This is a genomic window from Listeria cossartiae subsp. cayugensis, assembly GCF_014229095.1.
Lineage (GTDB): Bacteria > Bacillota > Bacilli > Lactobacillales > Listeriaceae > Listeria > Listeria cayugensis.
This window is the reverse complement of sequence record NZ_JAARZC010000005.1, coordinates 1-23,714: the sequence shown is the minus strand read 5'-3', so window position 1 is coordinate 23,714 and position 23,714 is coordinate 1. Positions and strand designations below refer to the sequence as shown.

Genomic DNA, 23,714 nt, shown 5'->3' with positions numbered 1-23,714 from the left:
ATAAAGGATGATGAATGATGACATTAACAAGAGCACAAAGAAAGTATGCAGAAGCAATGCACGAATTTATAAAATTAGTTGATGACTTTGAAGAGTCTACACCGGATTTTGCAAAGGAAGTTCTACATGATAGTGACTATGTAGTTGTTACAAAAAATGAAAAATATGCAGTAGCTCTTTGCACTCTTAGCACTGATGAATGTGAATATGATACTAACTTATACTTAGATGAAAAATTAGTTGATTACTCAACAGTTGACGTAAACGGTGTGACATATTACATCAACATTGTACAAATATGTGACGATGATTTAGAAATCGCTACTGATGAAGATGAGATGAAAAGTGACAATCAAGAAATCATCTTAAAAAGCGAGCTAAACTGAAAAAATGGCAGTTTTTTGATTTTACATGTTTAATATTTTGTTTAAAAATAAAAAAAAAGACCTCTCAGCAATGAAGCCAAGAGGTCTTTTTTTTATTTCAAGAAGTAGTTAGCAGTGTAATACCAACCATCCTTTTCGTACCACAATTCTAAGTAGCCTTTTTTATTATCGTACCATGATAATTTTGTGCCAGGACTGTACCACTTTATTTTACCGCTATTTAGTCGCGTATTATTCCAAACAGGGATACGAAGGTCTTTCGCACTTTTAATTTTTACAGGTATACGACCTTTTACATCTTTCTGACCATTTGGAACACAGAAATCTTTATAAATGTAGCATAGTTTATCGTGAATATACGTCTTATACCAATACTTGTTGTGATCATAAACAAGTATTGATGTCCCGGCTTTGAACATCTGTGTGGGTGATGTTTTAAAGTCCGGTTTCGGTAAAGCTGGAATAGAATCTACAATTGCGCCAGAATGGCGATTTGGGTTTTGCGCGGGTAACTTTTCATCAAAATACGAAAGAATCCCCTCAGCTATTTTTGTCGCTACTTCATCGGCACGTTGATTGTATTTAATCATATCGTTTTTGTTAGTGATAAACGCAACTTCTTGCAACGTTGCAACTGCGTTTGTTTCTCGTAAAATACCTAATCGGCCGTGACGTGTGCTTGTGTCTGGTTTAACATTGCGATCTTTAAAAACATCATCTAACTTATCATTAACGCATTGTGCTAATTTTTTACTAGAAGAAGAACCTTCGCAATAAAACCCAGTCGTTCCTTCTGCAGTTGGTGTGGCTGAGTCAAAATGGATTTCGACAACTGCGTCTACTTTTTCTCTGTTTGCGAGTTTTGCATCCACCGAAATATTTCGATTTACGTCAGACGTTCGGTTATTAATAACTGTATGCCCTGCACCTCGTAATACTTTCGTTGTTCGTTTCACTACATCCAACGCCAAATCGTCCTCGTGATAGCCATTCCCTACCGCGCCGGAATCAACTCCGCCGTGACCTGCGTATATAGCTAGTTTTAGTTTTTTTGACATTATTCTTCATCCTTTCCGTTCGTTTTACTTGTAATTTGATTGCTCATTTTATGCAATAAATCTGTTAGAATCGGAACTTTAACACCTATTTCTTCGAGATTTTCTACAACGGATAAGCATTCCATGATGATCATTGCAACCGTGAAAATTAAAGCTACGTGTAGTTGTCCGTTTGCGATATGAATACTAACAGCGTCTACCGTAGCGGCTACCATAACGGCGATAATAATGCCTAGTTTTTTCATTAAACCAATGTAGTTTAATGAAGATTTAAAACTCATTTTAGATTTAGAGCTAAAAGCTTTCATATAACCCGTTATTAAATCTAAAACGATCATAAAAATAAGAAAGTGAATCACTGCCTTTCCCTCCCCAAAAAGAAAATTTACGGCTGGCTTGACCAGCTCAAGCGTATTTATGTCCATCCCTCTGACCTCGTTTCAATATGTTATTTTCATCTGTGTCACATGTATTATTTGAAGCACCACACCATTTTAATTTATTACCACTTATAGTATCGCAACCACTTTACGCATAACAGCTTGCCCGTTCGTTCCAACACTATTATCATTCGAACCAGTTATTTGTGTATTAGAGATATAAATATATTTATGAACTGCGCTACCATCCATCATGATGTCAAAATTATGACCTCCTAAAACTTCCTTTGTAACAAGTTGCGTACACCAGTAATAATCTTGAGCAGAACCGCCACTATATTTAGACCAGTAGATTACCCACGCCTTACATTTATTAAGCGGAATTGAAGGTGTCACAGTGTGTGCTGCAGTCATATGATAACCACCAGTCCAGACAGTTTGTGTTGTCTTACTATCAACATATGTCTTAGCATCACTTAGCGCTTTATCTGCTTTTTCTTGTGATGCTACCGTTGTTTCTTTATCATTCCAGCTATCTTTATCAACGGCAGTAACGTGAATATCTTCGTTATTTTTATGATCATTAAAATCAGCTAAAGGCGTAAGTTGTGCTGGGTTAATATCATCAAACTTAGCTTGTAACGTATCAGCGGTTGTTTTAAGCTCATTTAGTTCATCCAGTAAGCTTTCTTTATCGTAAAAAATAATATCTTCTAATTGTTTCCGCCATGACTGATATTGTTCTAACAGTTGAAGCCAATCTGCCAATGAATCAGAAGGCTTCGGACTACCTTGGTAGGCATCTTCAACAATCTTAAACGAAAAGTTTTGTGTACTTTTTCGATTTAACATTGATTCGCGTTTATTGTCCCATTTTTCGAATACAAAATACGCAAGTTGATAATCTCCAACTTCATTAAATAGTGCATTTGAAAATGTATAAGTGAAACTGCCATCTTCCGCATCTTCACTTGTAAATGCTTTGTGCGTTTCACTATTGTAATCACGAATGATTTTCCCGGCTGGTGTTCTGACCTCAAAAACAATCGTATAATCTTTAAAATTAAACGGTGTACCGTCTTTTTGAACACATTTAAATCGTTTCTGCGGTGTATCTAAGTCATTTCGTCGAATAACTAACGATCCAACGTAATTCGTATCTGACATAGATAATATAATTACTTCATTTGTTGCCATTTTTTTACCTCCCTACATTTTTTTACCATTAATATAAACTGAACCAGAGAGATATACACCAGCTCTATCCGCGATAAGTGTGGGTGCATCACTACCAGCCGCAAACGTTCCGACGTGATGGAATCCATCAGCGTGTGTTGTACCACTGACAATGTTTCCTTTGTCCCAAATCTGAATTGCTGTACCATCACCATTTCCAATTTGGATAAACTCCCCATTTTCATTCGTTATAAATACGCCTTTTCCTGTCATATCTCGACCGTATCCAGCCACGGCTTTAATGTCTTGAATACCTGTGATACCCATACGAGCTAATTCCGAGCCAGAAGCGTTCCAAAACTGCAAACCGTTTTTGGTCAACTCCATTAATTTCTTTGTTCCGTTATAGACCACTAACGCATTACTTGCAATGTTAATAACATCACCGATTTTATTAAATCCAACTCTTATTAGTGCGGCAGATAACTCACCTGCCGTAATAAAATTGGCTACAATAGCACCATCTTGCGTGATAGCCGTACCAAACGAACCGTTGACACCTGTTGAAGAGTAACCTAAACCACCTAAGTTCCAACGCCACACCTTCTTAGCAGTATTTACATCATCTGTATCCATGATTAAAATTTCAGATGGCTTGTCCTTAGGTCTAAAAATGACGTGTCCGCCACTTTGCCCGGTGATTAATTCAGTAGCTGACTTAATACGTTCAATGTAGTCATTCGTGATTCGATTCATTTCACTAACTTGTTTTTGAACAGTCTCATTTTGAGATAAAGTATATAAATCGAAGTCATTACCTAGCGTTAATTTTTTATATTTAGCGGTTCGCGGATTCCACTCAGTAGAAACAACTCGCTCACTAATAGCACCTATATACTCACGACCGTTGACATGTACCGTATCACCTATTACAAGCTCCGTTAGTGCTGTTAGATGCTTGTACTCTTCATACTGTGACAAATCCTCCATATCAACCTCATGAACTACTTTCACCTCATGTATTCTGTCTTTGTCAAACAGTGATTGACCCCATTTTTTGAGGTCATTTACTGTTTTGCACTCGGAGTTAGTACGTTTACCGATAATGCGCGTTTCATTAGTTAATTTAGGAATCTCTAAATACTTAAACGTAATTGGTTTAGGATTAGCGGAATAAGAACCCTCCGGGGTAGCTCCAATCAAGTACAAACTGTTAATTACAGAACTATCGTCAATCGTTTCTTTGATGGAATTAAGATTAATTCCTAGATCAATTCTGAAACCTCGGTCTTCACCCAATCGCGTTTTTAATCGTAAATTATAGTTATCACGTTGTAGCTCACCACCTGTGACCCCTGTTAGGTTCTGAATACCGTTATTAGAGCCAATGAGTGCATCAATCGGATTAACTTCATTCGCTGTAAACTGATGTGTAGTGACTACATCCGAGCTAAATTTAAACGGTTGTGTAAACGTCTGTGCTTGCTGTAAACCAGACATTATTTTACTTCCAGAGCCGCTTGACTCGAAAAACTTTTCGATAAAGTTCCGGTTAGCATCATAGCTGATATGATACGCAAAAATGTCAATCGTCATCAGCGGGATATTTCGCGTCGGTCGAGAGATTCGAAACATTTGCCAAGTTCGATCAGAACAATATACTTTTAGTAACATACCGTCCTTGATTAACTTGGCAAGTTGACCGTCGATTTTATACGTTCCAGCAAAACTAAATTCCCCATTTATTTCTTCTTTTACAACTGGTTCATCATAAAAATCAATCAACGCACCAAAACCGTTAGAACTAAAATTCGTATCTTTTGAATCAAATAAATAGATGTGTTTAAGTTGATGTCTCATAAGAACACACTCCGTTTGTCCATTTCAGCAAGAGAAGTGCTACCACTTAACGTAATAGTGTTCTCACCTTCTACAAGTGACGGGAATTCCCCCGACGTACGTATATAAGTTCCATCGGCATAGCATAAACCATTTTCACAGTCCAAAATGATTTCTTTGTTAGCAGGTGTACTAATGATAGTGAAAGTCTCATTGTTGATAATTAATGTGATATTTCCAGCTGTTACTTTAAAACGAAACAGCGGGAAACTGTTTTCATGACCTTGATTGACGACGTTATTTTCACCAGTTTTAAGTGTCACCGTAGGTTCATTAATTTGACGTCTAAACGGATCACATCGAAACACTACTGTGACAGTCCAAAATGTATCCCATTCGTTTTCGTACGTTCTAACATCTTCTTTTATGCGTACAGTACGGAATTTGTCTAAATCGTTATGTGTGATAAGTTGACCACTACCACGCAACCATTTTTTTACATTTTCTAAGTCTTCATATTTTAAAATAGTAAATGTTACTGGATAATCATACGCATCATAATCACCAAAACTTTGAGTTAACAACCCATTACGTCCAACAACTGCTTTTTCTGTTACACGTTTTGCGGGAGTGATTTCAGGTAGTTCATTTTCGATAATGCAATTCATATCTAGTGAACTAATATTATTAAACACAAAAAAAGGAGCTGACATTTTATCACCTCTGTCCTAGCATATTTTTAGACTTCATAGCCCCCATTTGAAGTCGTTGATTTAATCGGTCTATACTTGCCATATTGTCCGCCACAAGAGTTTCAACATGTATGTGTATTTCTCCATTACCTCCACCCATCGTTGCCGCGATACCTTTACCAATTGCACCTAATGTTTTATCATTCAACGGTAAAACTGCTTCATCACCAGCTTCACCAGCTCCCTGTAACCTTCCACCACTTGCACCAAAAATTGTGGGTTGTGTGAAAATACCACCTTGCGCCCGCCAATCAATATTAAGACTAGGTACGGTCATATTTTTAAGTGAAAACTCACCATCTAAACTAAAGTGCGGGAGCTTTGGCATTTCAATTTCAGGGAACTTCAAGTCTAAATTATCGAAGAACCCAGTAATATCATCAAGAATATCCTTGATAAAATCTTTTGCCGCACCAATCGGATCAGTCATAAATGCTTCCATCGCTTTGAAATTGTCACCAATTGTATCAGCCAAGTATTTAATAGCTTTATTGGCAAGTTTAACGAGTGAATCAATTTTGGACATTACAGCATCTTTACCAGACTCGATAATTGAAGTTACAAATTTCCATAGCCCGTTCCAAATTTTACTAATCCCTTTCGCCATTCTATCCCAATCACCCGTGAATAAACCGACAAAAATATCAATCAATCCGCCCAAATAATCAAGTGCGAATTTTATAGTAGAAACAATCATGTCCCATACAAATTTAAGTGTAGACCCTACGTTTTCCCAGAAGAATGTCCAAATTGGTTCTATAAATGTTATAAATTCATTTATTTTATCACCTATCCACTTTACTGCATCAATGAGTAGCGGACTATATTCTTCCCAGAATTTTTTTAGGGCGTCACCTATCGCTTTTAGTCCCGGCTGAATCGCATCCCATGCCGACTTAAAGGCGTTTACTATCCAGTCCCAGACACCAATCCAGAAATTACGAAAACCCTCGACGTTATCCCATAACCACTTAAATCCAGCAACAAGTAGTACAATAACGGCTATAATACCAACAATAATGCCAATTACAGGTAGCATTGCTGTAACTAATGCACCCATACCTACCCCTGCCGCGGCGGCAAATACTGCAAACGATGCAATAAGCGGTAAAACTGCACCAGCGACAATCAGTAACAACCCTAGCACAACTAATATGGCTTGAAATGGTTTAGGTAAAGCACCTAACCCTTTCACTACCAATGTTAGTATTTCTAGAATAGGAGTTAGAACTTCACTGATCGTATCGCCAAATTCCGCAAATGTAATTTTTAAGTTGTTCACTGCTTCATCTTGCTTGTCAATCGGATCAAGTGTTTCATCAAATGTTTTTGATACTGTACCCGCTGATGCTTCGGCTGTTCCAGCAAGACCATCTAAGCTTAAACGCCCCTCATCAATTGCTTTAACCATCCGTGGTGCACCTTTCGACCCGAATACCTCAGCCGCAATATTGATTTTTTCGGTTTCAGTTTTAGCACCTAAAATTTTATCTTCTAGTTCGGATAAACCTTGGCCAAGCGTTTTATTTTCTTTCGCATAAACAACACTGGCTTTTGTTAAACTAGATAATGTTGCACTTGAGTCAACACCAGCTTTTTCCATGTTCCCCATCAACTGCGCACCATCTGCAAATGAAAGTCCTAAGGCTTCAATCTGCGGCGCACCTTTCACCGCTTTATCAAAAATATCATCTACACTTTGTCCGGTACCTTGTGCAACACTCGTTACACTATCCATAATCATTGCTAGATCTTTATTTTCTAAACCGTAAGCTTCCATCGCCTTTTTTGCGTTCATAGTTGATGTAGTAACATCTGAACCATTAATATCGGCGAATTTTAACAATTGTAAAGATGTGTCTTCTAGCGCCTTATCCGTTAAACCAAATTGCGTATTAACCTCACCAACGGCGTCACCGACTTGCTGAAACTCAAATTTAGAATTACCAGCAATGTTGTTGAATACATTTGTTAAACCTTCCCCAGCTTTGCCCGTGGCGCCCGTTTTTGTTATAACCGTGTCAAGTCCTTCGTCAACTTCCCGAAAAGCTTCAAGCGCATATCTCCCTAGCTCTTTTACTTTTTGACCTAAGTCGGCTACTTTTTGTGACGCGTTCATAAAAGCATCGGCTTTAACTGTAGCGGCTAATTGTTTCATTTCATCTTGTGACCGCTTTGAATCATCGGCAAGGTTTTTCATTTCCTTGCCTAAGTTGTTAAATGATGTTTTCGCATCATTAAGTTCGGCTTCCATTTTTTTAGCTTCGGATGAATTTTCACCGTACTCTTTTTTAACAAGTTCTAGTTGTTGTTCCATGTTGTGAATTTGCTTTTCAGTCAAATTCAGCTGCTTACCTAAGTGATCTTGCGCAACTTTTAATTTTTCTGCTTCGGTTGCATTATCACTTAGTTCTGACTGTTGTAATTTAAATTCACTCGTTAGCTTTTGACTTTCAGCATCCAACTCGCTTGATTCTTGTTTGAGACCTTCGAGCGCTTTATGGTTTTTCATTGTTTCAGAATTCTGCTCTACAAGTGCCGCATTTGTTGATTTAAGCTGATTAGAAAGTGACGCTTCTGCACGTTCTGCGTCTACTAATTTCCCATATTGCTTGTTTAGCGCATCGGTGCTGGTATTCGTGTCATTTTTCATTCGCTCATACTCAGCGCGCAACATTTCAGTTCTTTTCTGTGCACCTTCAAGTTGAATTTCCAATTTCTTTTGCGTGGCACTTAACTTCTCAGTAGCACTTGCATCATTGCCCATCGCGGCAATATGTGCTTTGTATTCTTTAGCGGCGATGTTCATTACTTGATTGATTTCTTTAATCGTTTGTGCGTACTGCACTTGACCATCCATTTTGAAATTTAAAACAACATTACTTGCTTTATCTGACATTGTTTCACCTCCAATCTAACCAAATAACGGTACTGCGTCCATGGTGTATGTTTCACTAGTTATCACGTTAAGTGCATCCGGATTAGTAAACTCCAAATGTTTTACATATTGCTGTATAAAATGTCGAGGGGTTGCACTTAAAAAATAATGTAAATCCCAATTTAATACTGATATAGCTACATACAAATAAAAATCCCACGGCACATCTTCGTCGTGGGATTTTTTACTATTTACTTTTTTCCAGATTTAATTCGCTTCATGTCCTCGCTTTGAAAGTTCTGACCCGCAAAAATAGAAAGTGCTTTTTGATAGACACTTACTAATTCATTTATAGCAATAGAATTTTCTAATTGTTCTAATGTACATTCAGTACCGCCAGATCGAACCATGCCATAGACGAGTAGGCGCATAATTGTTACATTACCACCTATTAGTTTAGTGTTTTTACTACTTAACATTTTATTCATATCTTTTTCAAATTTCGTATAACCGCCCTTGTAATTATCACCAATGTGCTCGAATGTTTCCATAGTAAATTTTATAGGAATGTCAACACCTTGAATTCGAATAACATCACTGTTAATATTTACATTTACTAAATCTTTTAATTTTACCAAAATGGTCACTTCCTTCTATATTATTCTTCCTCTGTTTCTTCCTCTGTTTCGTCCCCCTCGTCAATGAGGGGTGGCTCAGGGTTTAGTTAATTCTGCAACAACTTCTTCATCATAAACAACTGTAGAAATATATTTCTCCAATGTTAGATTTTTTATAGAATCACGTAATGGATTAAACTGTGAATATAACACAGAATTATTGCGTAACCCGCTGGCCGTCATAGTAAGTTTTAAATCTTTGATTTCAATTTCTTCTGATGTGGTCTCAAATTCCAATTCTTCCGCATTCGATAATTGAACACGAGGATACCAAGTGCAACCTTGTGACCCATCAGATAGCGGTCCAATAAAACCTAATGCGAACGTTGGCATTTCTTTAACGTTAGTAGTTGAGAAGGAAACACCTTCATTATGTGTAATGCCTTGCATTACATCAAACAGTGCAACCGGAATGGCAACATAGTCTAAAGATAACTCGTGTTCCGTTTGTCGTCCCACCCGAGCAAACATTTTATTAGAAGCATACTTTGCTTTTACTGATCCATTTCCTTTGATACCCAATTTTACCACTACTGGTAAACGCCAAACTTTTAAATCATATTTCGGCGCACCTGTAGATGTATCTTGTTCCACCATCATACAAATTAGTAAATCATCTACACCAACAGGGTAAATCATTTGATCTTGTTTTTCTTCCATAACTATTTATACCTCCATTTTTTTAATTATTTTACTTAACATGATTTCTTCAATTTTCGCTTGATTTTGTTCATATGTTCCACGAACAAAATTTTGCGCACGTTGTTTACTTGTCCCGTGTTCGACAAATCGCCAATAAAAACTTTCATCTTCAAAGTATACAATGACGATATTGTTTTCTACTTTCACACTTAATGAATTCTGTAGATGTTGTCGATTACTCACTGAACGAGGAATCGCGGGACGTAACATATTAACGAAAAAATTAGCGGCTTCCTCTAATGCTTCAACAGCAATTAATTCATTTACATTAGATAGTTTACCTAATTTTTGCAAACCATCTTCAAATCCATTTCTATTCGCCAAATTAATAAATCACCTCAACATACGTGAAGAAATTTGTTACTGTATCATCATTTTCATCACCAGAAATACTTCGAAATGGAGCATATCCAATCGGATAAGTATTGAAAATGCTCGTTAACACATTTATATCTTCCTCTGTTCCTGTCGTAAATAGTGACACTTGAAATGTTTTTATGTTACGTACTAACTTATTACTAGCCCGCTTATCTTTTTCAAAAGCATGAGTGTAAATAATGAAAGGATAGTTTTCATTATTTACTGCTTTATTACGATAAACAGGAATACCAGTCCGTTTTAATAGACTTCGAAAAGTTTCAAAATCAATCAACATAGGATAAACTCAACTCCATTTCCCGCTGATCATCATCCGTCCAAATTCGCTCAATATTATACATCTGCTCACCAATCCGGATTCCAAAATCTTTCGTATTAATTCGATTATCTAATGCGATATTAATACGTTTGACAACCTCAGAACTTTCTTTCGCGGATTGATATTTTTCAGTTGATGTTACACCGAGTGTCTTATAGTAAGCAATTCTACTGAATGTATAAGTTGTTACTGGACGGTCATTATTATCAATTGTTTGAACTCGATTCATAACCTCCGCTTTCCATTTTCGGCTATTCGTCGTCACTTTCGGCATTGTACACCTCCGCTACAAAAAATGGAGTCAAGGCATTAAGCGCTGACTCCAACTCTTTTTCGGATACTCTGAACTGATAAAAAACAGATGCAACTAGAAGTATTAATTGTTCATTCTCTTCACCTGTTCCATTCTTGACATAACTTGTAGCTTGCAATAAATAAAATTCTAACAAACTATCGTCCATGCCCTCTTCAAAGTGAATATGCGATTTAAATTTCTCAATATCTACACTCATGCACCTGTCACTTCTGGGATATCCATTTTAAACACTGCTGGTTCAAATGGACTATAAACTAATTGTCCATCGAGAAGATTATAAATTTGGAAACCGACGCGATTAGTACTAGCATATTTTTCAACTAGTTTCTGAATTTCTAATGCACCAATGACATCTTGAATTTTAAAGGCTTTGAAATCACCGAAGTATAAACGAGGTAGATTAGCATCACCCGGTTTATCAGTAGCATCTGTCCAGTCAAGCGGATAACCTACAAGCGTGTGACCAATTCCACCTTCTGCTTGTTGGAATGGGCGTAATAATGGGAAACCGTCATTTGTTTTCATTTGCTCAATGGCAGTTAATGCCGCACGATTAACAATAAACATCCCTTTTTTCATTACGTCTGAACAAGGTGTATTTTTTAATTCAATTAGTGCATCATATAGCTTTTGCCCCGCGTCTTCTGCTTTCAAATTAACAGGTACAGAAGGTGTGAATTCTACTGCTTTTTTTGCTAATGCCCCCGGATTTTCATTTCCAGCATCGTCACCATTAAACATGTAATTAGTTTCTTTTCGAACATACGCTTTTTTCAATTCTTCAATAACAATATCCTCAACATTTACACCAGACATTTTGAGTAATTTTTTTGTTACTGTTGCAAGCGCGTCAAACTCAGCTGGTGACAGTAGAATTTCATCAAATTCGGTAACAGTTTCATCAATTTCATCAGTATTGCTTCGCTCTTTTTTATTCACATTAGCCGCGGCTTTTTTAACTAGAACAGGGTATTTAACATTACCCTCCGTTCGTACTACTGTTCCGTACTTACGAAGTAGGTTTTCTTCTTGTGCGTATGTGATAACTTCCGATGCTACAACCTCCGGTACTGTCACCGAACCATTACCCGCATCAATACCTAGTGCGCGTGCTTCTGCTTCGGTAATATTACCAACGACAAAATTAGCAAATGCGGATCGAATTTGCTTTTCAATTTGTTTATTAGTATTTTTAGCACGAACATTTAAACCTTTACTAATAGCACCCATAATTGCATCACGTTGTTCCGGATTTAAACTAGCACCACGCTCTTCATCGGTATTGTCATCGTCACGAGCTTCGTCATCATCTTCTTCACTACTCTTTTCTTCTGCGGGTTCTTCATCTTCTTCATCAGAAGAATCTTCATCACCAGATAGTTCGTCTTTGATACCTTGTAATTCCTCAATAATAGTATCAATTTCACCATTTACAGCATCCAAATCGGCTGCGCGAATTTCACCGTTCGTAACTTTTCCTTTTAATTCTTCCAGTCTTTTTTCACGTTGTTCTTTCATTTTTTTCAATAATTTTTTATTCATAAATTTTGCACCTCTTTAATTTTTTTTAGTATTGCTTTACGCTTTTCAACATCTTCTTTAAATGTGACACTTCTGACTAAATCAACCTCCGTATCTTCATACGCGGGCAATGAGACAATAGAAACTTCCATCAAATCCACATCAGTAATAACGCGTGAAATTGGATCACTGTCATAGTTCCATGTCTCTTGTACAGGGATAAAACCAAAACTACATTGATTGATGTCACCGCGTTTTAAACTTTCGACTAAGTCCCGCGCTACTGTTGTATTAGGTAGAGTAACTTCAAATTTCAAACCATGATCATCTTCTTCAAGTCGCAAAGTTCCCGCTTTTGTTCGTCCTAAGACATGAGCCCAATCGTGATTAAACAAACAACGTATGTCATTGTTATCACTAATTGCCCTTGCAAATGCACCTTGTTCAATCGTTTCTTCAAACCAATCAGAAATCATCGTTGAAGAATTAAAAACAGACGCATAACCTGTTAAGGTAATTACGTCTGTATCTGTGTCATCCCTTGTTTTAATATTATTGATGTTAAACGTCCTCTGTTCCGTTTTCACTTTCATTCTCACCCCCTTTCAAGCTGTCGTTAGTTGCATTACCTAAATCACTACCAGCAACCAAATCTTTTGAAATGTATAATTTACTTGATTCATCACTGTTTAGTTTTTCAAAACCTAGCATTTCGCGTGCGTCGTCTGGAGTGGTAATCATAGTTCGTACTAAGTTGTAGGCAATGTTTGTTTTAGTACTGTACGTGACAAAGTCCAAAATATTAATTTTGAATTTAATCCGCTTATTTGAATTTTTACCGAAAAAAAGAAGACTCAAATGGTCTTCTAAGTTTTTCAATATAGGACGAACAGTCTTGTTGTGCATGTTCATCATTGCTTTTTCAATGTCTGTCTTCATTAAAGTTTGGTATGTTTCTACATTAATACCTAAAAATTTACCCAGGTCTTTCTTGTAGACAGATAAGTATTTCAATGTTTTTTCATCGTCGACAGGTGAGTCCAGTGTTTCAATGTTATAACCTTTCCCCAAAGGAATTATTTTCACTTGATTCGGATTGTCAATCCCTTCCAACTGACTTCGAATAGCTTTAATGATTTTCTTTTGCGCGCCATTCGTTGGGTTAATATGGGCATCTAATCTCAAGAGGAAAGCCATTAAGCCGCCTTTTTGGTATTTATTCGTGAGTGACTTTTCAGCGGATAACACACCATCTAACGTGTCTCTTGCAAGCTCTTTAATTCCAACTCCTTTTAAATGATTTAAACCAACATTTTTTATGTGGCGAATCATCCAATTGTATATTTTCGTTCCACCACTTTTATACACGGGAATTAACTGATCATTTAATTCAACCTGTACATTGTTTAATAAATGTAATTGGTTATCAACCAGAATCGGAAATACTTCACCATTTAACAAATATTCATTGATTAGTAATTTTTTAAATTCAAATCCAGTTAGATAACTGTTTGGTTGATTAATAATCTTCAAAACTGGATGATCATGAACTTCTTTACCATTTTCTTCAACGACGATTTCAGCAAGTGAAATTTGATTACTAATGTCTTGCATGAGTTCATAGACATCAGAACTTTTTAAAATATCATCTTGATTCGAATAAAAGGAATTATATCGAACAACACCGTCAATAATGTCATCATATAAACCAGTAGTTTGTGACCGTTTAAAAACATAATTTGAAAAACGTTCTCTCAATCCCAACTTCTCACCTCCTAATTGTAAATATCATCCAGATAATCATTCATGTCATCTTCTGATATATAATCCATTACCATCAACATTGATTCTTTATGTCCAACAAGCATCGCAACAAAACCATCAATATGTTCTGGTGATTTTCTTTTACTCGGTGCTTTTTGATTACTGATGTTCGTTATTATTTTTGCATTTGATGCACAAAACAAAAACAAAGGGTTATCAGTATAAACCCGATCTTGATATAACAGCATTTCAAAGTCATCAATTACGTCATTCATCACATTCGGATATTGACCAACACTCACACATTCAATACCTTCTAGTTCAAATCTTTCAACTAATTTTTCTGACATGGCGGGATCATAGTTAATTTGTAAGATGTCATAAATACTATAATTTTCCATGACGTACTCAAATATCATATTGTAGTCAATTGTCTTACCATCACAAATAGTAAGAAACCCGCGCTCTGCTAGTTCTCGATACGGAACATTTCGAAGCTTTTCTTTTTCGGCTATGTTATGCGAAGGTATAAAGTACATCTGTTTGAATTTCAAAATACCTTTTCCTTCTTCATTAACAACTGGAAAATTTAACGACACACATGTTAAGTCTGTTGTTTTTGATAAGTCAATACCAACAACGCATTGTTCATTTTCTAAATCGCCGAGATCGTCTACAATTATTTGTTCTAGTTGATCAAGTTCAAAATAACATTCTGCATAATTGACGAATACATTTAGTTGCTTACTCATAAATTCCGCTTTATTAAACGAATTCCTTTTTGCTTCTAAATACTGCCCGCGAATAAATTGCATATTAACTGAAACACCTAAATTAAGGTTAACCATTTCCCAAACTTTTGGGTCTTCCCAATCAAAACCTTTGTTAGGTTCAGAAATAAAAATAAACCACGAATCATCATTGTCGAGGTTTAAAATTTCTTTTGATTCTTTATATATTCGAACACCTAACGTATTGGGGTCTTTCCCGGCAGTCGTCGTTACAATTAATAATGGTTCATCTTGCACACCTTGTGCCGATTTTAAGTTGTCATATCGTTCCGATTTTATCCACGCGTGAACTTCATCGGCTAATATGATATAGGGGTTTTTACCATCAGCTCCATCAATGCTTTTTGATAGCACTTCTAAATTGTTACGATATTTTTGAAGAAAATCATCGCCTTCTTCATCAATCATTTCTTCTACAAATGTATAATTAATACTAGTGAGTTTCTTTTCTTTATAGTAAATATCACTATTTTCAGCCAAGTCTGGACTATTTTCAATTGTCATAGCGATTGGAATAGCCGCCATTTGTGCTTGGTCAAAGTCATTTGCCATCACATAGAATTCGCCACCCTTGACGTCCTCACCATACATACCATAAATTATTGGTGCGCCACCCATCAGCGATTTACCTTGTTTTTTAGGAACTTGCAAGTATACTTTTTGAATTACACGAACCGTTTTTTGCTTTTCTTTATCATAATGAACCCACCCGTAAATATTCGAGAAGACAAATTTTTGCCATGGTTCTAATATAAGTGGTTGTCCCGCCCATTTACCCTTTGCATGTTTTACAAATGTTTCGGTAAATAAGAGCATGGTATTAGCTCGTTCTAAATCAAATTGAATATCTTTCCGTTTTTTCCACGTCTTGTATCTCTTAACAGCTTTCTTAATTGACTTTGGATAACGCTTAGAATTCTTAGATACTAGCTCACAAAATTCATCTGCATAATTGACTGACATATCAATCATGATGTATTTCCTCCCGCCATATGCCGCTTCTTAAAGTCAACAAGCTTGTTATTTTTTTCCTTTTTGCTGACATTTGTTTTTTCAGCAATTAATTGACCTGTATTTTTCAGCTTTTTATTTTTACTATCTAGTCCAAGCTGATTTAAATATTTGGCTTTTTTTAATGACCACGTTTCGACTTGTTGCGCTAATGGATGTTTAACTTCATTAGTTGCACCAGCTTTATTTCTATGTCGTTTCGTAGCTTTAAATCCAATACTTCGCCAATCATTATACATAACAAAATATATTTCGAAAGCATCCAAATACGTTTCTAAGAGAGGGTATAAAGCAGTAGACCAAGTTCCATTTGCTACTAAGATTTCTTTTACCCTATCTTGTTCAATCGTTCTAGCTTTATGCGCTTCATCTGCAAGTAATTGCCGTTTTGTCGCCAAACTTTACACCCCCTCTTAATTTTTATTTTTTCTCTCGGAGTTCTCCGCGTGCCTCCCCGCTACCTATCCCCCAAGAATCAAAATAATTTTTTTTAGTACGGGGGGGCTTCGTTTCCAATTTCGGATGACAGGTTGCACAAACTAAAATCACATTATTTATATCTAACTTTAATTCTGGATTTTTCCAAATTGGAATCACATGATGAACTTGTGCATCACGACCAAAGACAAACTTACCACAATGCTGACATAAGCCACCATCCCGACTATAAACAGCGCTTCGTAAATCTTCCCACGCATCGGTGTTATAGAATGATTTATTTTTACTATAATATTTTTTCCGTTTAGGTCTTCGCTTATGATCATCACAATATAATCCAGATGGTATCTTATTGTGACATGCTGGATAAGAACAGTACTTCATTATTCATCATCTTCATCCGCTTGAACGATGGCATCAATGAGTGTCTTCTTATCTGCATTAGCTGGAACATCAAGACCTTTGTCTTTGACTACTTCACGTAACTGTTTGACTGTTAGTAGTTGAATGTCGTCTGTTTGTTTTTTAGTCTCTGTTGTTTCTATAGTCTGCTTCTCAGGTGTTTCAACATGTAACATAGTTTCCGGATTCTCAACAACTTCAAATTCGGGTGTCTCACCCTTACGAACAAAACGCGTACGCTTCTCCACATTATCCCAGTAAAATGTACCATTACTATTACTATCCGTTTTAATAATCATTTTAAAATCAACTCCTTTTAATTAGCCAACTCATAACAAAAACCCACCCCAATAATATGAGGTGAGTTCAAGAAGGAGGTAACTATTCAGTTTGAAATAATTAGATGTATTAGCTAACTATCTCACACTATCATAATAACATGTTAGTTGTCTCATGTTGTTCTCGTCTTTTTCTCACTAGCCTTTATAGTCTGCTAAATCATCAAACGAATCAATACCAAACATTAGAATGACGATTGTTTCATAGGCTCGTTTCAATTCGCGATACAATGAAGCTCGACTGATATTATACTTTTCACAAATGCGGTTTGTTGATAATTGAGGTTCCTTTACATGAAACTCGTACAACAATTTATATCGTCGTTGATCTTCATGATTGCCATTTAAGCAATTATCTTCATACACATTTAGTACATTGTCAACATGCTTCATCATTGCTTGCGTCTTCAACTTGTTATCATTGATAGAATGAAGTATTAAACTTTCTCGTCCTAGTTCTTCAAGAATACTCTCAATGACGTCAATCTGATCAGTGACATCATTACAATATCTTTTTAATAATCGGTAGTTTGTCATGAGTAACTTTACATTACGTAACTTCCAGTTCTTTCGCTCGCGTTGCTTGTCATCTAGTTCATCGCGATTCACTTCTTTCACAGTCTTCACAATCAAACGAATATCATTCTTATTTAATTTCAAAGTATCACTTCACCTTCTTATTTTGAAATATTTCAATTCTAAGTGAATACAAATCACAAGATAGTCTGTATACATAATAAGCAAGTATACTTGTCACAATAATATTGCATATTAACAATCCGAACATTTAAATCACTCCTTAAATGGTTACAGATGATTTTTAACTAAAAAGATGGATGAAGCTTTATATATCAACACTTTAAGATATTTTTTTGGTTACACATTATATAATATTTTCTTATTTATTATTATATTTATCTTCTTAGTTTCTTCCTTATAAAAGAAATTAGAAACATCTGTAACCCCGTAACTAAATATCAACTAATCATTGACAGTACAACTATTATCAAGGTTACACATTCAGTAGTAACATGTGTAACTGTTGTAACGTTTTAATAACTAGAACATTGATATAATAACCTTTTTATCCCTTTTCATCCGTAACAAATATTTTTACTTGTTTTTTATTAACTTTACTATTCTTCGTCTTCATACCTTTGATTCTGCAAACATCGCGAGAAAATACTACTTTACTAGTAGCTTCATAGTCATTCTCATGACACCAAATATTATATTGTGCGAAAATATCACCAGTTGATTCATTTTCTACCTTAGGATTTACATCATCTAAGAATCCTAAGATAGGACTATTGAATATTTTATATTTGTTCAGTTCAGCATCAACTAGATTACTTTGTGTAAATTTATTGTTCTTCAACAATCGTTTTAATGATGCTATTGCAATTTGTAGCATATATTCTAGTGATTCATCTGTCATTAATTTGTCGACAATAAAAGGGTCAAAATCGTCATCGCGAGGTGAGAACTTCGCATTGAAAGGTATCAACATTAATCGACGTAGAAGACCATCAGAGTTATCTTCAATGATAGGTGTTTCATTAGCGGAGAAAATCAATTTCGCATAATTTTCAAAGTCAAAAGGGTCATGTCCTTTTCGCTCAACGGTGATAGCTTCACCAGTCGTTAACTTCTTAAACTCTGATGAATCACGAATCGGAGTCTTTGCAATATCATCACCGATATTCGCGAGTTTACCAAATAACATCGCATTTTTAAATTGCTTGTTTAAGTCTTTTAAATCTAAACTTGAAGTTGATTCTTTCCCAACAAATCGGCGTAACATTTTTAAAAATGTACTCTTACCATTCGACCCATTTCCGGTTAATATAAACGTTTTTCCAAGCTCATTCCGACGTAATAAGATATAACCAAACAGTTCATCCATAACAGCGCGTAACTGCTTATTTTGACATGCTATCTTATTTAGTGTTCTGTCCGTCACTTCGGAATAACTATCCGCGACATATCGAATGGGAATTTTATTTTTGATGACTAATTCGGGCGTAAACTCTTCAAGTTCCCATGTCTCAATATTTAACAGTCCATTTTCCACAGCCACATAATGGACTGGCGCCATTTTACCTTCTGATGCTATTGCTTGTAGATAGCTAACTACTTCCCTTCGCTTCGATTGATTCAATGCGGGTAAATTTTTAATAATAGCGCGTTCGATGTCAAGTTGATTGTCTGAATAAATGCCTTCGTCGTATATGTGTAAGACACCGTTTAGCGTGATAATATGATGTTCTTTTAAGATAAAATGCGCAAATTTGTGATGCTGGAATGTGCCTTTGACAAAAAATGATTCTTTCATAAAAGCTTCATCACGCAATATAACATTAAGTTCTTCGTCGCTGACTGGATCAGCAAGAATAAATCTATTGATGATATTGATTGTTTCGCGGATTTCGTCTTTGCTTAAACTTTCAGATTGCAATGTGAGAATATACGTGAATAGAAAATCATTTCTCCCATCACCTTCTTCGAGTTCTGCAATTTGGTTGGTCTTGCGGTTCATTGGATACAACCATTTTGGCAATTCATCCAGTTCATCTAATTCTTTAATCCAACGACGTGGTTTTTTGTTGATTTTGAGCGGGTCGGGTGTATTTCTAGTACCAAGCTTAAAATCACACTTAATCCCAATTGCTGTATACCATTTAATCTTGTTACTGGTTAGATTGGAGCCATCAAAGTAAAAGTGCATCCCGTTATCAGTTTCAAGTACAGAGCAGTTAATTTCTAATGTATTTACAATGTGAAGTAATTTTTCAGCATCAGCATAATCATCTACATCCACCATCACAATTCCATCTTCGAGTAGACCCACATATTCATCTAGCTGTTCAGCTTCTTCGAATGAAAGTAGTTCTGTCTCTCCATTTTTGAATTTCGTAGCGGCGTGTTTGCCGCTACCTTTCAAATAACCTTTATACATCATTTTCACCATTATTGTTAAATTTATTACTATTATTTTCAGAGTCTTTTTCAAAACGCCGTTTAATAATTTCAAGTGCTACGTGAAACGGAATTGAAATATTAATCAACATATTGTTGTCAATATTATCATTACTAACGTTAATTCCAATATCATGAATATTAGAATAATCAAGGTCATTTAGTTCTTTAATCACGGCATTGAGACATAATATCTTACCTATATACTCCATTTCGTCTGACATCTATTTACCTCCTTCAAAGTCTTTAATCCTCTTTTTAGCAAGCTTTATATACCAGTTTTTATCCAATTCACTTGGTATTTTCTTACCAGTAATATCACTATTATCAATAAAACAATTAAGCGGAGTATTAGCTATTTTTTGAGAACTTAACTTATCATCCGTCTTTTTGACCTTGCGTAGTTCACCATCGTTTTCATTAGTACTTGCAAATACCCGAAACACTTTTTCAGTTTGTTTTTTTCGATTGTAGGTTGCATACTCGAACTTACTTGTTAACTTGACAACCTTCTGAAATTCAATCAACTGATCACAATTTAAAATAGTATTTTCAACTGGTATATTATGAACAAAATAATTTACAACTGCTTTATTCACTATCGCCAAATCATAATCCAGATCACTTAATTGTTTTACATATGCACCTGTACTTTTATAATTACCTTCTTCATCAATTATCAAATAGTTATTAACATCTTTTTGTATTACTTTCTGATAGAAGTCAAAACTCATGTGTAGACCTGTTCGATTTTCCCATTCAAAAACAATATCGTCTAAGACGTCAAAGTCTTTTTCTTTGATTTTTATTAGCACACCATCCGTATTCGACTGAATAAGTTCAAATGATGAAATAGCTTCTAATTTTTCAATTAAATCAAGCATGAACAACTGACCATAAACACAAACCAGTAACCTGTTTCGAGCATCAAACATAGGATTGAACTTGTCTCCTTCGGCGCCGTATGTGATGTTACATATTCGTTTATATGGTTCACGTTCTTTTTTCCGTCCTTCGGCTTTTAATTTAAGACTTGTTTCTAATATCTTCTCAAATTTTTCCGGACGACTTACACCACGTGACAATAAATCATATTCAATCATCATGGTTGGGTATAGCTGGTCAACATCAGCCATTATTATTAACTCGTCCGATTGACAAGTATGAATATAATTTTTCTTGGCACCATGAACGCCACCAGCCGCAAAGACATGTTTCACATCAGCAATGTCCGTTTTCAACTCTTTACATATATCTTTAGTGTAACTTTTGAAGTAATCAATAACATACGAATACTTTTCAATATCTAATGTTGATGGTAAAATTATGTCATAGTCATCTTCTAAGTCTGGTTGTTTTTTTGCATCTAAGATGATAGCAGCTAATTGCGCTTGTGTCTTACTAATATGCCTTATTGGTAAATTAAACTCTTGTATCAATGCTAAGTGTGAATTAAACTCAGTTGATTCTTTCATAAAAACTTCTATCGTTTCATATACGTCATGTAAACAATATTTTTCTACATCTTTCAATTCTTGAGTGGTTAACTTTCGGTCAATATCAAAAGGGACAGAAGTTTCTTGAATATCATGACCCATGAATGCTTCAAGCTGTTTTAAGCTTTTATCACGTGATAGTTTAGCATCGTAGTTAAATAGTTGGACCTTATAAAATAATTGACTGAACTTCCAACCCGATATACGTTTTTTGATAATATAATCATTGAGTTCCTTTAAATCCAAGTCTAAAATTACGGCTCTTAAAATGAACTGGTCATAGTGTCTTGAGTTAAAACCTACCCAAATTTCATATTTATTTTTCTCATAGAATGATTTAAAACCTTCATTATCATTGATAAACGATTGTGCTTTACGTGTATTTGTATCAACAATACAAACCATCCAATCATATTTGAAAACTTCAAAGTCATAGAAAATCATTTTTCATCCGACAACCTTACGAAAAATTTAAATTTTGGTAGTGCGTGAACATCTAGTAAACGATCTTCACACGTTACAATGTCACCGTCTTTTTCAAACCATAACTCATTATAATCACCGTTCAATATCATTTTCACGGCGGCTTCATTTGTAATTTGTAAATAACATTCCATTTGCGAACCTCCTTTATTAAAGGGGCATGAAGCCCCTTATTTTATTCTAAAATTTCAACAATCTTAAATGTGTCGTAGCCACCTTTATTGGTTCCTTTTTCAATAAGATATTCCAAATTATCTTCTTCAATCGATTCCGCAATATCTAAAATTAACTCATTATATTGTTTTAGATTCTCAAACTCAACTGCATCTTCTTCCCAATCAGATAGATCACGTAGCATAATGTTATTTTGATGAACTTGGAAACCAAACGCTCGATCGTTCTGAGGTTGCATCACTTTATTGTAGAAAAGTCGACTACCTTTAAATTCACCTTCTAAAATCTTGAACCAAATACTTAACATTGGATCACCTTTTTTAGATGTTGTTAATTCTAATTTTTCCACTTCTACTTCATACGTATCATCCGGAATTTCGGGGAAGTCTCCACCTCCGCCACTTGCTTCTTTCACCTTTTCATCAATTCCAGTAAAATCAAACGACTTATCCATTTTTCCCCAGTCAATTTTCTTTTTCTCTTCGCTCATATTATTCTCCCTCCATTAATCCGCGTGCGGTATTGTATTTAAATTCAACATCAATCTGAAAATAATCACCATTTTTACTCGATTTTTCGGTAATAGATTGTTTGATTAAATGCTTATCTTCAAGTGCATCTTTAACAACATCCTCCGCCTCTTTTTTTGTTGTTGCAAAATAAGATTCTTTAACTGTAAGTTGTCTTTTCATTGATTCATTTCCCTTCTTCTTTTAATACTTGGCTTGGTAAACAATTCTCATCTAATCTAATACATTTGGTAAATGCTGGAATAAATGTTAAAGGTCTATCAGCTTTTACAATTAACGTATTACTCAAATCATCTAGTTCATCACGGAATTCACGTAGTATATTTGCAGTAGCTTCTACATCGCTCATTGCTTGATGTGCATTTTCATGTTTGATATTATAGCGCGCACAAACTGCAATTAATGATGATGACTCATTTGGCTCTAACATATTCATTAACGTTTTCGTGCAAATATATTTACTTGCAACAATACCCAGTTCACTTAAAAACGCGGAGTCGAATGGAACATGATGACATACTAATATATCAACACTCGTAATTAATGAATTTAATATTGTGTATAAGTGACGAATTTTCATTCCATTTTCAACATCGGATTGCGTGATAGATGTTAGTTCCGTTATCCTTTCACTTAACACTTTTTCAGTATGCACAAATGTTGAAAATCGTGATACTTCATTTAAGTCATCATCTAACTTAATTACTGCACATTCGATAATGTCATCGTCTTTGTAATTTAAACCAGTCGTTTCAAAATCTAGTACTACATAACCCATTTATTTAGTTCCTCCTTCTAATTTTTAATCACGCTTCCGACGCTTCCGTCGTGGAGCTTCTTCCTTCGTTTCTTCAACCACTTCTTCTTTTTCAGCACGAGGTTTACGCTGACGACGTTCACGAGTTTTAGGAGCTTCTTTCACTTCC

At 35.4% G+C, this 23,714-nt stretch carries 28 protein-coding genes; 1 reads left to right on the top strand and 27 read right to left on the bottom strand.

The window, feature by feature from the left end; translation table 11 throughout:
- Nucleotides 1–17: 17 nt before the first annotated feature.
- Entirely contained in the window at nucleotides 18–386 is a 369-nt protein-coding gene (gene acrIIA2, locus HCB49_RS12975) for an anti-CRISPR protein AcrIIA2 (RefSeq protein WP_185605232.1), read from the top strand.
- A gap of 92 nt (nucleotides 387–478) precedes the next feature.
- Here acrIIA2 and HCB49_RS12970 read toward each other — a convergent pair whose 3' ends face one another.
- From HCB49_RS12970 to HCB49_RS12840, 27 genes are all read right to left on the bottom strand, one after another.
- Entirely contained in the window at nucleotides 479–1,444 is a 966-nt protein-coding gene (locus tag HCB49_RS12970) for an N-acetylmuramoyl-L-alanine amidase (protein WP_185605188.1), read from the bottom strand.
- The gene (locus HCB49_RS12965) at nucleotides 1,444–1,869 is read right to left on the bottom strand and encodes a phage holin family protein (protein WP_260479531.1); all 426 of its coding nucleotides are present in this window, start codon (nucleotides 1,867–1,869) and stop codon (nucleotides 1,444–1,446) included. Before HCB49_RS12965 ends, HCB49_RS12970 begins: the two co-directional genes overlap by 1 nt.
- An 84-nt stretch (nucleotides 1,870–1,953) precedes the next feature.
- Complete coding sequence (locus tag HCB49_RS12960) at nucleotides 1,954–3,021, bottom strand: BppU family phage baseplate upper protein (RefSeq protein ID WP_185605186.1); 1,068 nt, start codon at nucleotides 3,019–3,021, stop codon at nucleotides 1,954–1,956.
- 12 nt (nucleotides 3,022–3,033) lie between these two features.
- Nucleotides 3,034–4,860: a phage tail spike protein gene (locus tag HCB49_RS12955; RefSeq protein ID WP_185605185.1), complete on the bottom strand. Its 1,827-nt coding sequence runs from the start codon at nucleotides 4,858–4,860 to the stop codon at nucleotides 3,034–3,036.
- Nucleotides 4,857–5,552, bottom strand: coding sequence for a phage tail protein (locus HCB49_RS12950; RefSeq protein WP_185605184.1), 696 nt, complete (start codon nucleotides 5,550–5,552; stop codon nucleotides 4,857–4,859). The genes HCB49_RS12955 and HCB49_RS12950 overlap by 4 nt, the downstream gene beginning before the upstream one ends.
- A 4-nt stretch (nucleotides 5,553–5,556) precedes the next feature.
- A complete protein-coding gene (locus tag HCB49_RS12945) occupies nucleotides 5,557–8,490 on the bottom strand; it encodes a phage tail tape measure protein (protein ID WP_185605183.1) in 2,934 nt (977 codons plus the stop codon).
- A 230-nt stretch (nucleotides 8,491–8,720) separates the two neighbouring features.
- The gene (locus HCB49_RS12940; RefSeq protein WP_185605182.1) at nucleotides 8,721–9,107 is read right to left on the bottom strand and encodes a hypothetical protein; all 387 of its coding nucleotides are present in this window, start codon (nucleotides 9,105–9,107) and stop codon (nucleotides 8,721–8,723) included.
- A gap of 75 nt (nucleotides 9,108–9,182) precedes the next feature.
- Entirely contained in the window at nucleotides 9,183–9,806 is a 624-nt protein-coding gene (locus HCB49_RS12935) for a major tail protein (RefSeq protein WP_185605181.1), read from the bottom strand.
- A 6-nt stretch (nucleotides 9,807–9,812) separates the two neighbouring features.
- Nucleotides 9,813–10,172: an HK97-gp10 family putative phage morphogenesis protein gene (locus HCB49_RS12930; protein WP_185605180.1), complete on the bottom strand. Its 360-nt coding sequence runs from the start codon at nucleotides 10,170–10,172 to the stop codon at nucleotides 9,813–9,815.
- Nucleotide 10,173: 1 nt separating this feature from the next.
- Complete coding sequence (locus HCB49_RS12925; protein WP_185605179.1) at nucleotides 10,174–10,503, bottom strand: hypothetical protein; 330 nt, start codon at nucleotides 10,501–10,503, stop codon at nucleotides 10,174–10,176.
- The gene (locus HCB49_RS12920; RefSeq protein WP_185605178.1) at nucleotides 10,493–10,819 is read right to left on the bottom strand and encodes a phage head completion protein; all 327 of its coding nucleotides are present in this window, start codon (nucleotides 10,817–10,819) and stop codon (nucleotides 10,493–10,495) included. The genes HCB49_RS12925 and HCB49_RS12920 overlap by 11 nt, the downstream gene beginning before the upstream one ends.
- Nucleotides 10,797–11,057, bottom strand: coding sequence for a head-tail connector protein (locus HCB49_RS12915; RefSeq protein ID WP_185605177.1), 261 nt, complete (start codon nucleotides 11,055–11,057; stop codon nucleotides 10,797–10,799). Before HCB49_RS12915 ends, HCB49_RS12920 begins: the two co-directional genes overlap by 23 nt.
- Entirely contained in the window at nucleotides 11,054–12,403 is a 1,350-nt protein-coding gene (locus HCB49_RS12910) for a phage major capsid protein (RefSeq protein WP_185605176.1), read from the bottom strand. The genes HCB49_RS12915 and HCB49_RS12910 overlap by 4 nt, the downstream gene beginning before the upstream one ends.
- On the bottom strand, nucleotides 12,400–12,975 hold the full coding sequence (locus tag HCB49_RS12905) for an HK97 family phage prohead protease (RefSeq protein ID WP_185605175.1): 576 nt from the start codon (nucleotides 12,973–12,975) through the stop codon (nucleotides 12,400–12,402). The genes HCB49_RS12910 and HCB49_RS12905 overlap by 4 nt, the downstream gene beginning before the upstream one ends.
- A complete protein-coding gene (locus tag HCB49_RS12900; protein ID WP_185605174.1) occupies nucleotides 12,944–14,146 on the bottom strand; it encodes a phage portal protein in 1,203 nt (400 codons plus the stop codon). Before HCB49_RS12900 ends, HCB49_RS12905 begins: the two co-directional genes overlap by 32 nt.
- An 11-nt stretch (nucleotides 14,147–14,157) precedes the next feature.
- Nucleotides 14,158–15,909, bottom strand: a complete 1,752-nt coding sequence (locus tag HCB49_RS12895; RefSeq protein WP_185605173.1) for a terminase large subunit — start codon at nucleotides 15,907–15,909, stop codon at nucleotides 14,158–14,160.
- Nucleotides 15,906–16,346 carry a P27 family phage terminase small subunit gene (locus tag HCB49_RS12890; RefSeq protein ID WP_061399235.1) on the bottom strand — a complete coding sequence of 147 codons (441 nt, stop codon included), beginning with the start codon at nucleotides 16,344–16,346 and terminating at the stop codon, nucleotides 15,906–15,908. The genes HCB49_RS12895 and HCB49_RS12890 overlap by 4 nt, the downstream gene beginning before the upstream one ends.
- 22 nt (nucleotides 16,347–16,368) lie before the next feature.
- Nucleotides 16,369–16,770 (bottom strand): HNH endonuclease, encoded by a 402-nt coding sequence (locus HCB49_RS12885; protein ID WP_185605172.1) that lies wholly within the window; start codon nucleotides 16,768–16,770, stop codon nucleotides 16,369–16,371.
- The gene (locus HCB49_RS12880; RefSeq protein WP_185605171.1) at nucleotides 16,770–17,087 is read right to left on the bottom strand and encodes a hypothetical protein; all 318 of its coding nucleotides are present in this window, start codon (nucleotides 17,085–17,087) and stop codon (nucleotides 16,770–16,772) included. Before HCB49_RS12880 ends, HCB49_RS12885 begins: the two co-directional genes overlap by 1 nt.
- Before the next feature lie 177 nt (nucleotides 17,088–17,264).
- On the bottom strand, nucleotides 17,265–17,786 hold the full coding sequence (locus HCB49_RS12875) for a hypothetical protein (RefSeq protein ID WP_070299360.1): 522 nt from the start codon (nucleotides 17,784–17,786) through the stop codon (nucleotides 17,265–17,267).
- A 424-nt stretch (nucleotides 17,787–18,210) separates the two neighbouring features.
- Nucleotides 18,211–20,088, bottom strand: coding sequence for a DNA primase family protein (locus tag HCB49_RS12870; RefSeq protein ID WP_312026200.1), 1,878 nt, complete (start codon nucleotides 20,086–20,088; stop codon nucleotides 18,211–18,213).
- Nucleotides 20,078–20,329 (bottom strand): hypothetical protein, encoded by a 252-nt coding sequence (locus tag HCB49_RS12865; RefSeq protein WP_185605170.1) that lies wholly within the window; start codon nucleotides 20,327–20,329, stop codon nucleotides 20,078–20,080. Before HCB49_RS12865 ends, HCB49_RS12870 begins: the two co-directional genes overlap by 11 nt.
- Complete coding sequence (locus tag HCB49_RS12860; RefSeq protein ID WP_185605169.1) at nucleotides 20,330–22,045, bottom strand: hypothetical protein; 1,716 nt, start codon at nucleotides 22,043–22,045, stop codon at nucleotides 20,330–20,332.
- On the bottom strand, nucleotides 22,042–22,218 hold the full coding sequence (locus tag HCB49_RS12855) for a hypothetical protein (RefSeq protein ID WP_185605168.1): 177 nt from the start codon (nucleotides 22,216–22,218) through the stop codon (nucleotides 22,042–22,044). The genes HCB49_RS12860 and HCB49_RS12855 overlap by 4 nt, the downstream gene beginning before the upstream one ends.
- A 41-nt stretch (nucleotides 22,219–22,259) precedes the next feature.
- Nucleotides 22,260–22,748 carry a DUF669 domain-containing protein gene (locus HCB49_RS12850; protein WP_185605167.1) on the bottom strand — a complete coding sequence of 163 codons (489 nt, stop codon included), beginning with the start codon at nucleotides 22,746–22,748 and terminating at the stop codon, nucleotides 22,260–22,262.
- 1 nt (nucleotide 22,749) lies between these two features.
- A complete protein-coding gene (locus tag HCB49_RS12845) occupies nucleotides 22,750–22,950 on the bottom strand; it encodes a hypothetical protein (protein ID WP_185605166.1) in 201 nt (66 codons plus the stop codon).
- Nucleotides 22,951–22,954: 4 nt separating this feature from the next.
- Nucleotides 22,955–23,566, bottom strand: a complete 612-nt coding sequence (locus HCB49_RS12840) for a 3'-5' exonuclease (RefSeq protein ID WP_185605165.1) — start codon at nucleotides 23,564–23,566, stop codon at nucleotides 22,955–22,957.
- Between the last annotated feature and the right edge of the window lie 148 nt (nucleotides 23,567–23,714).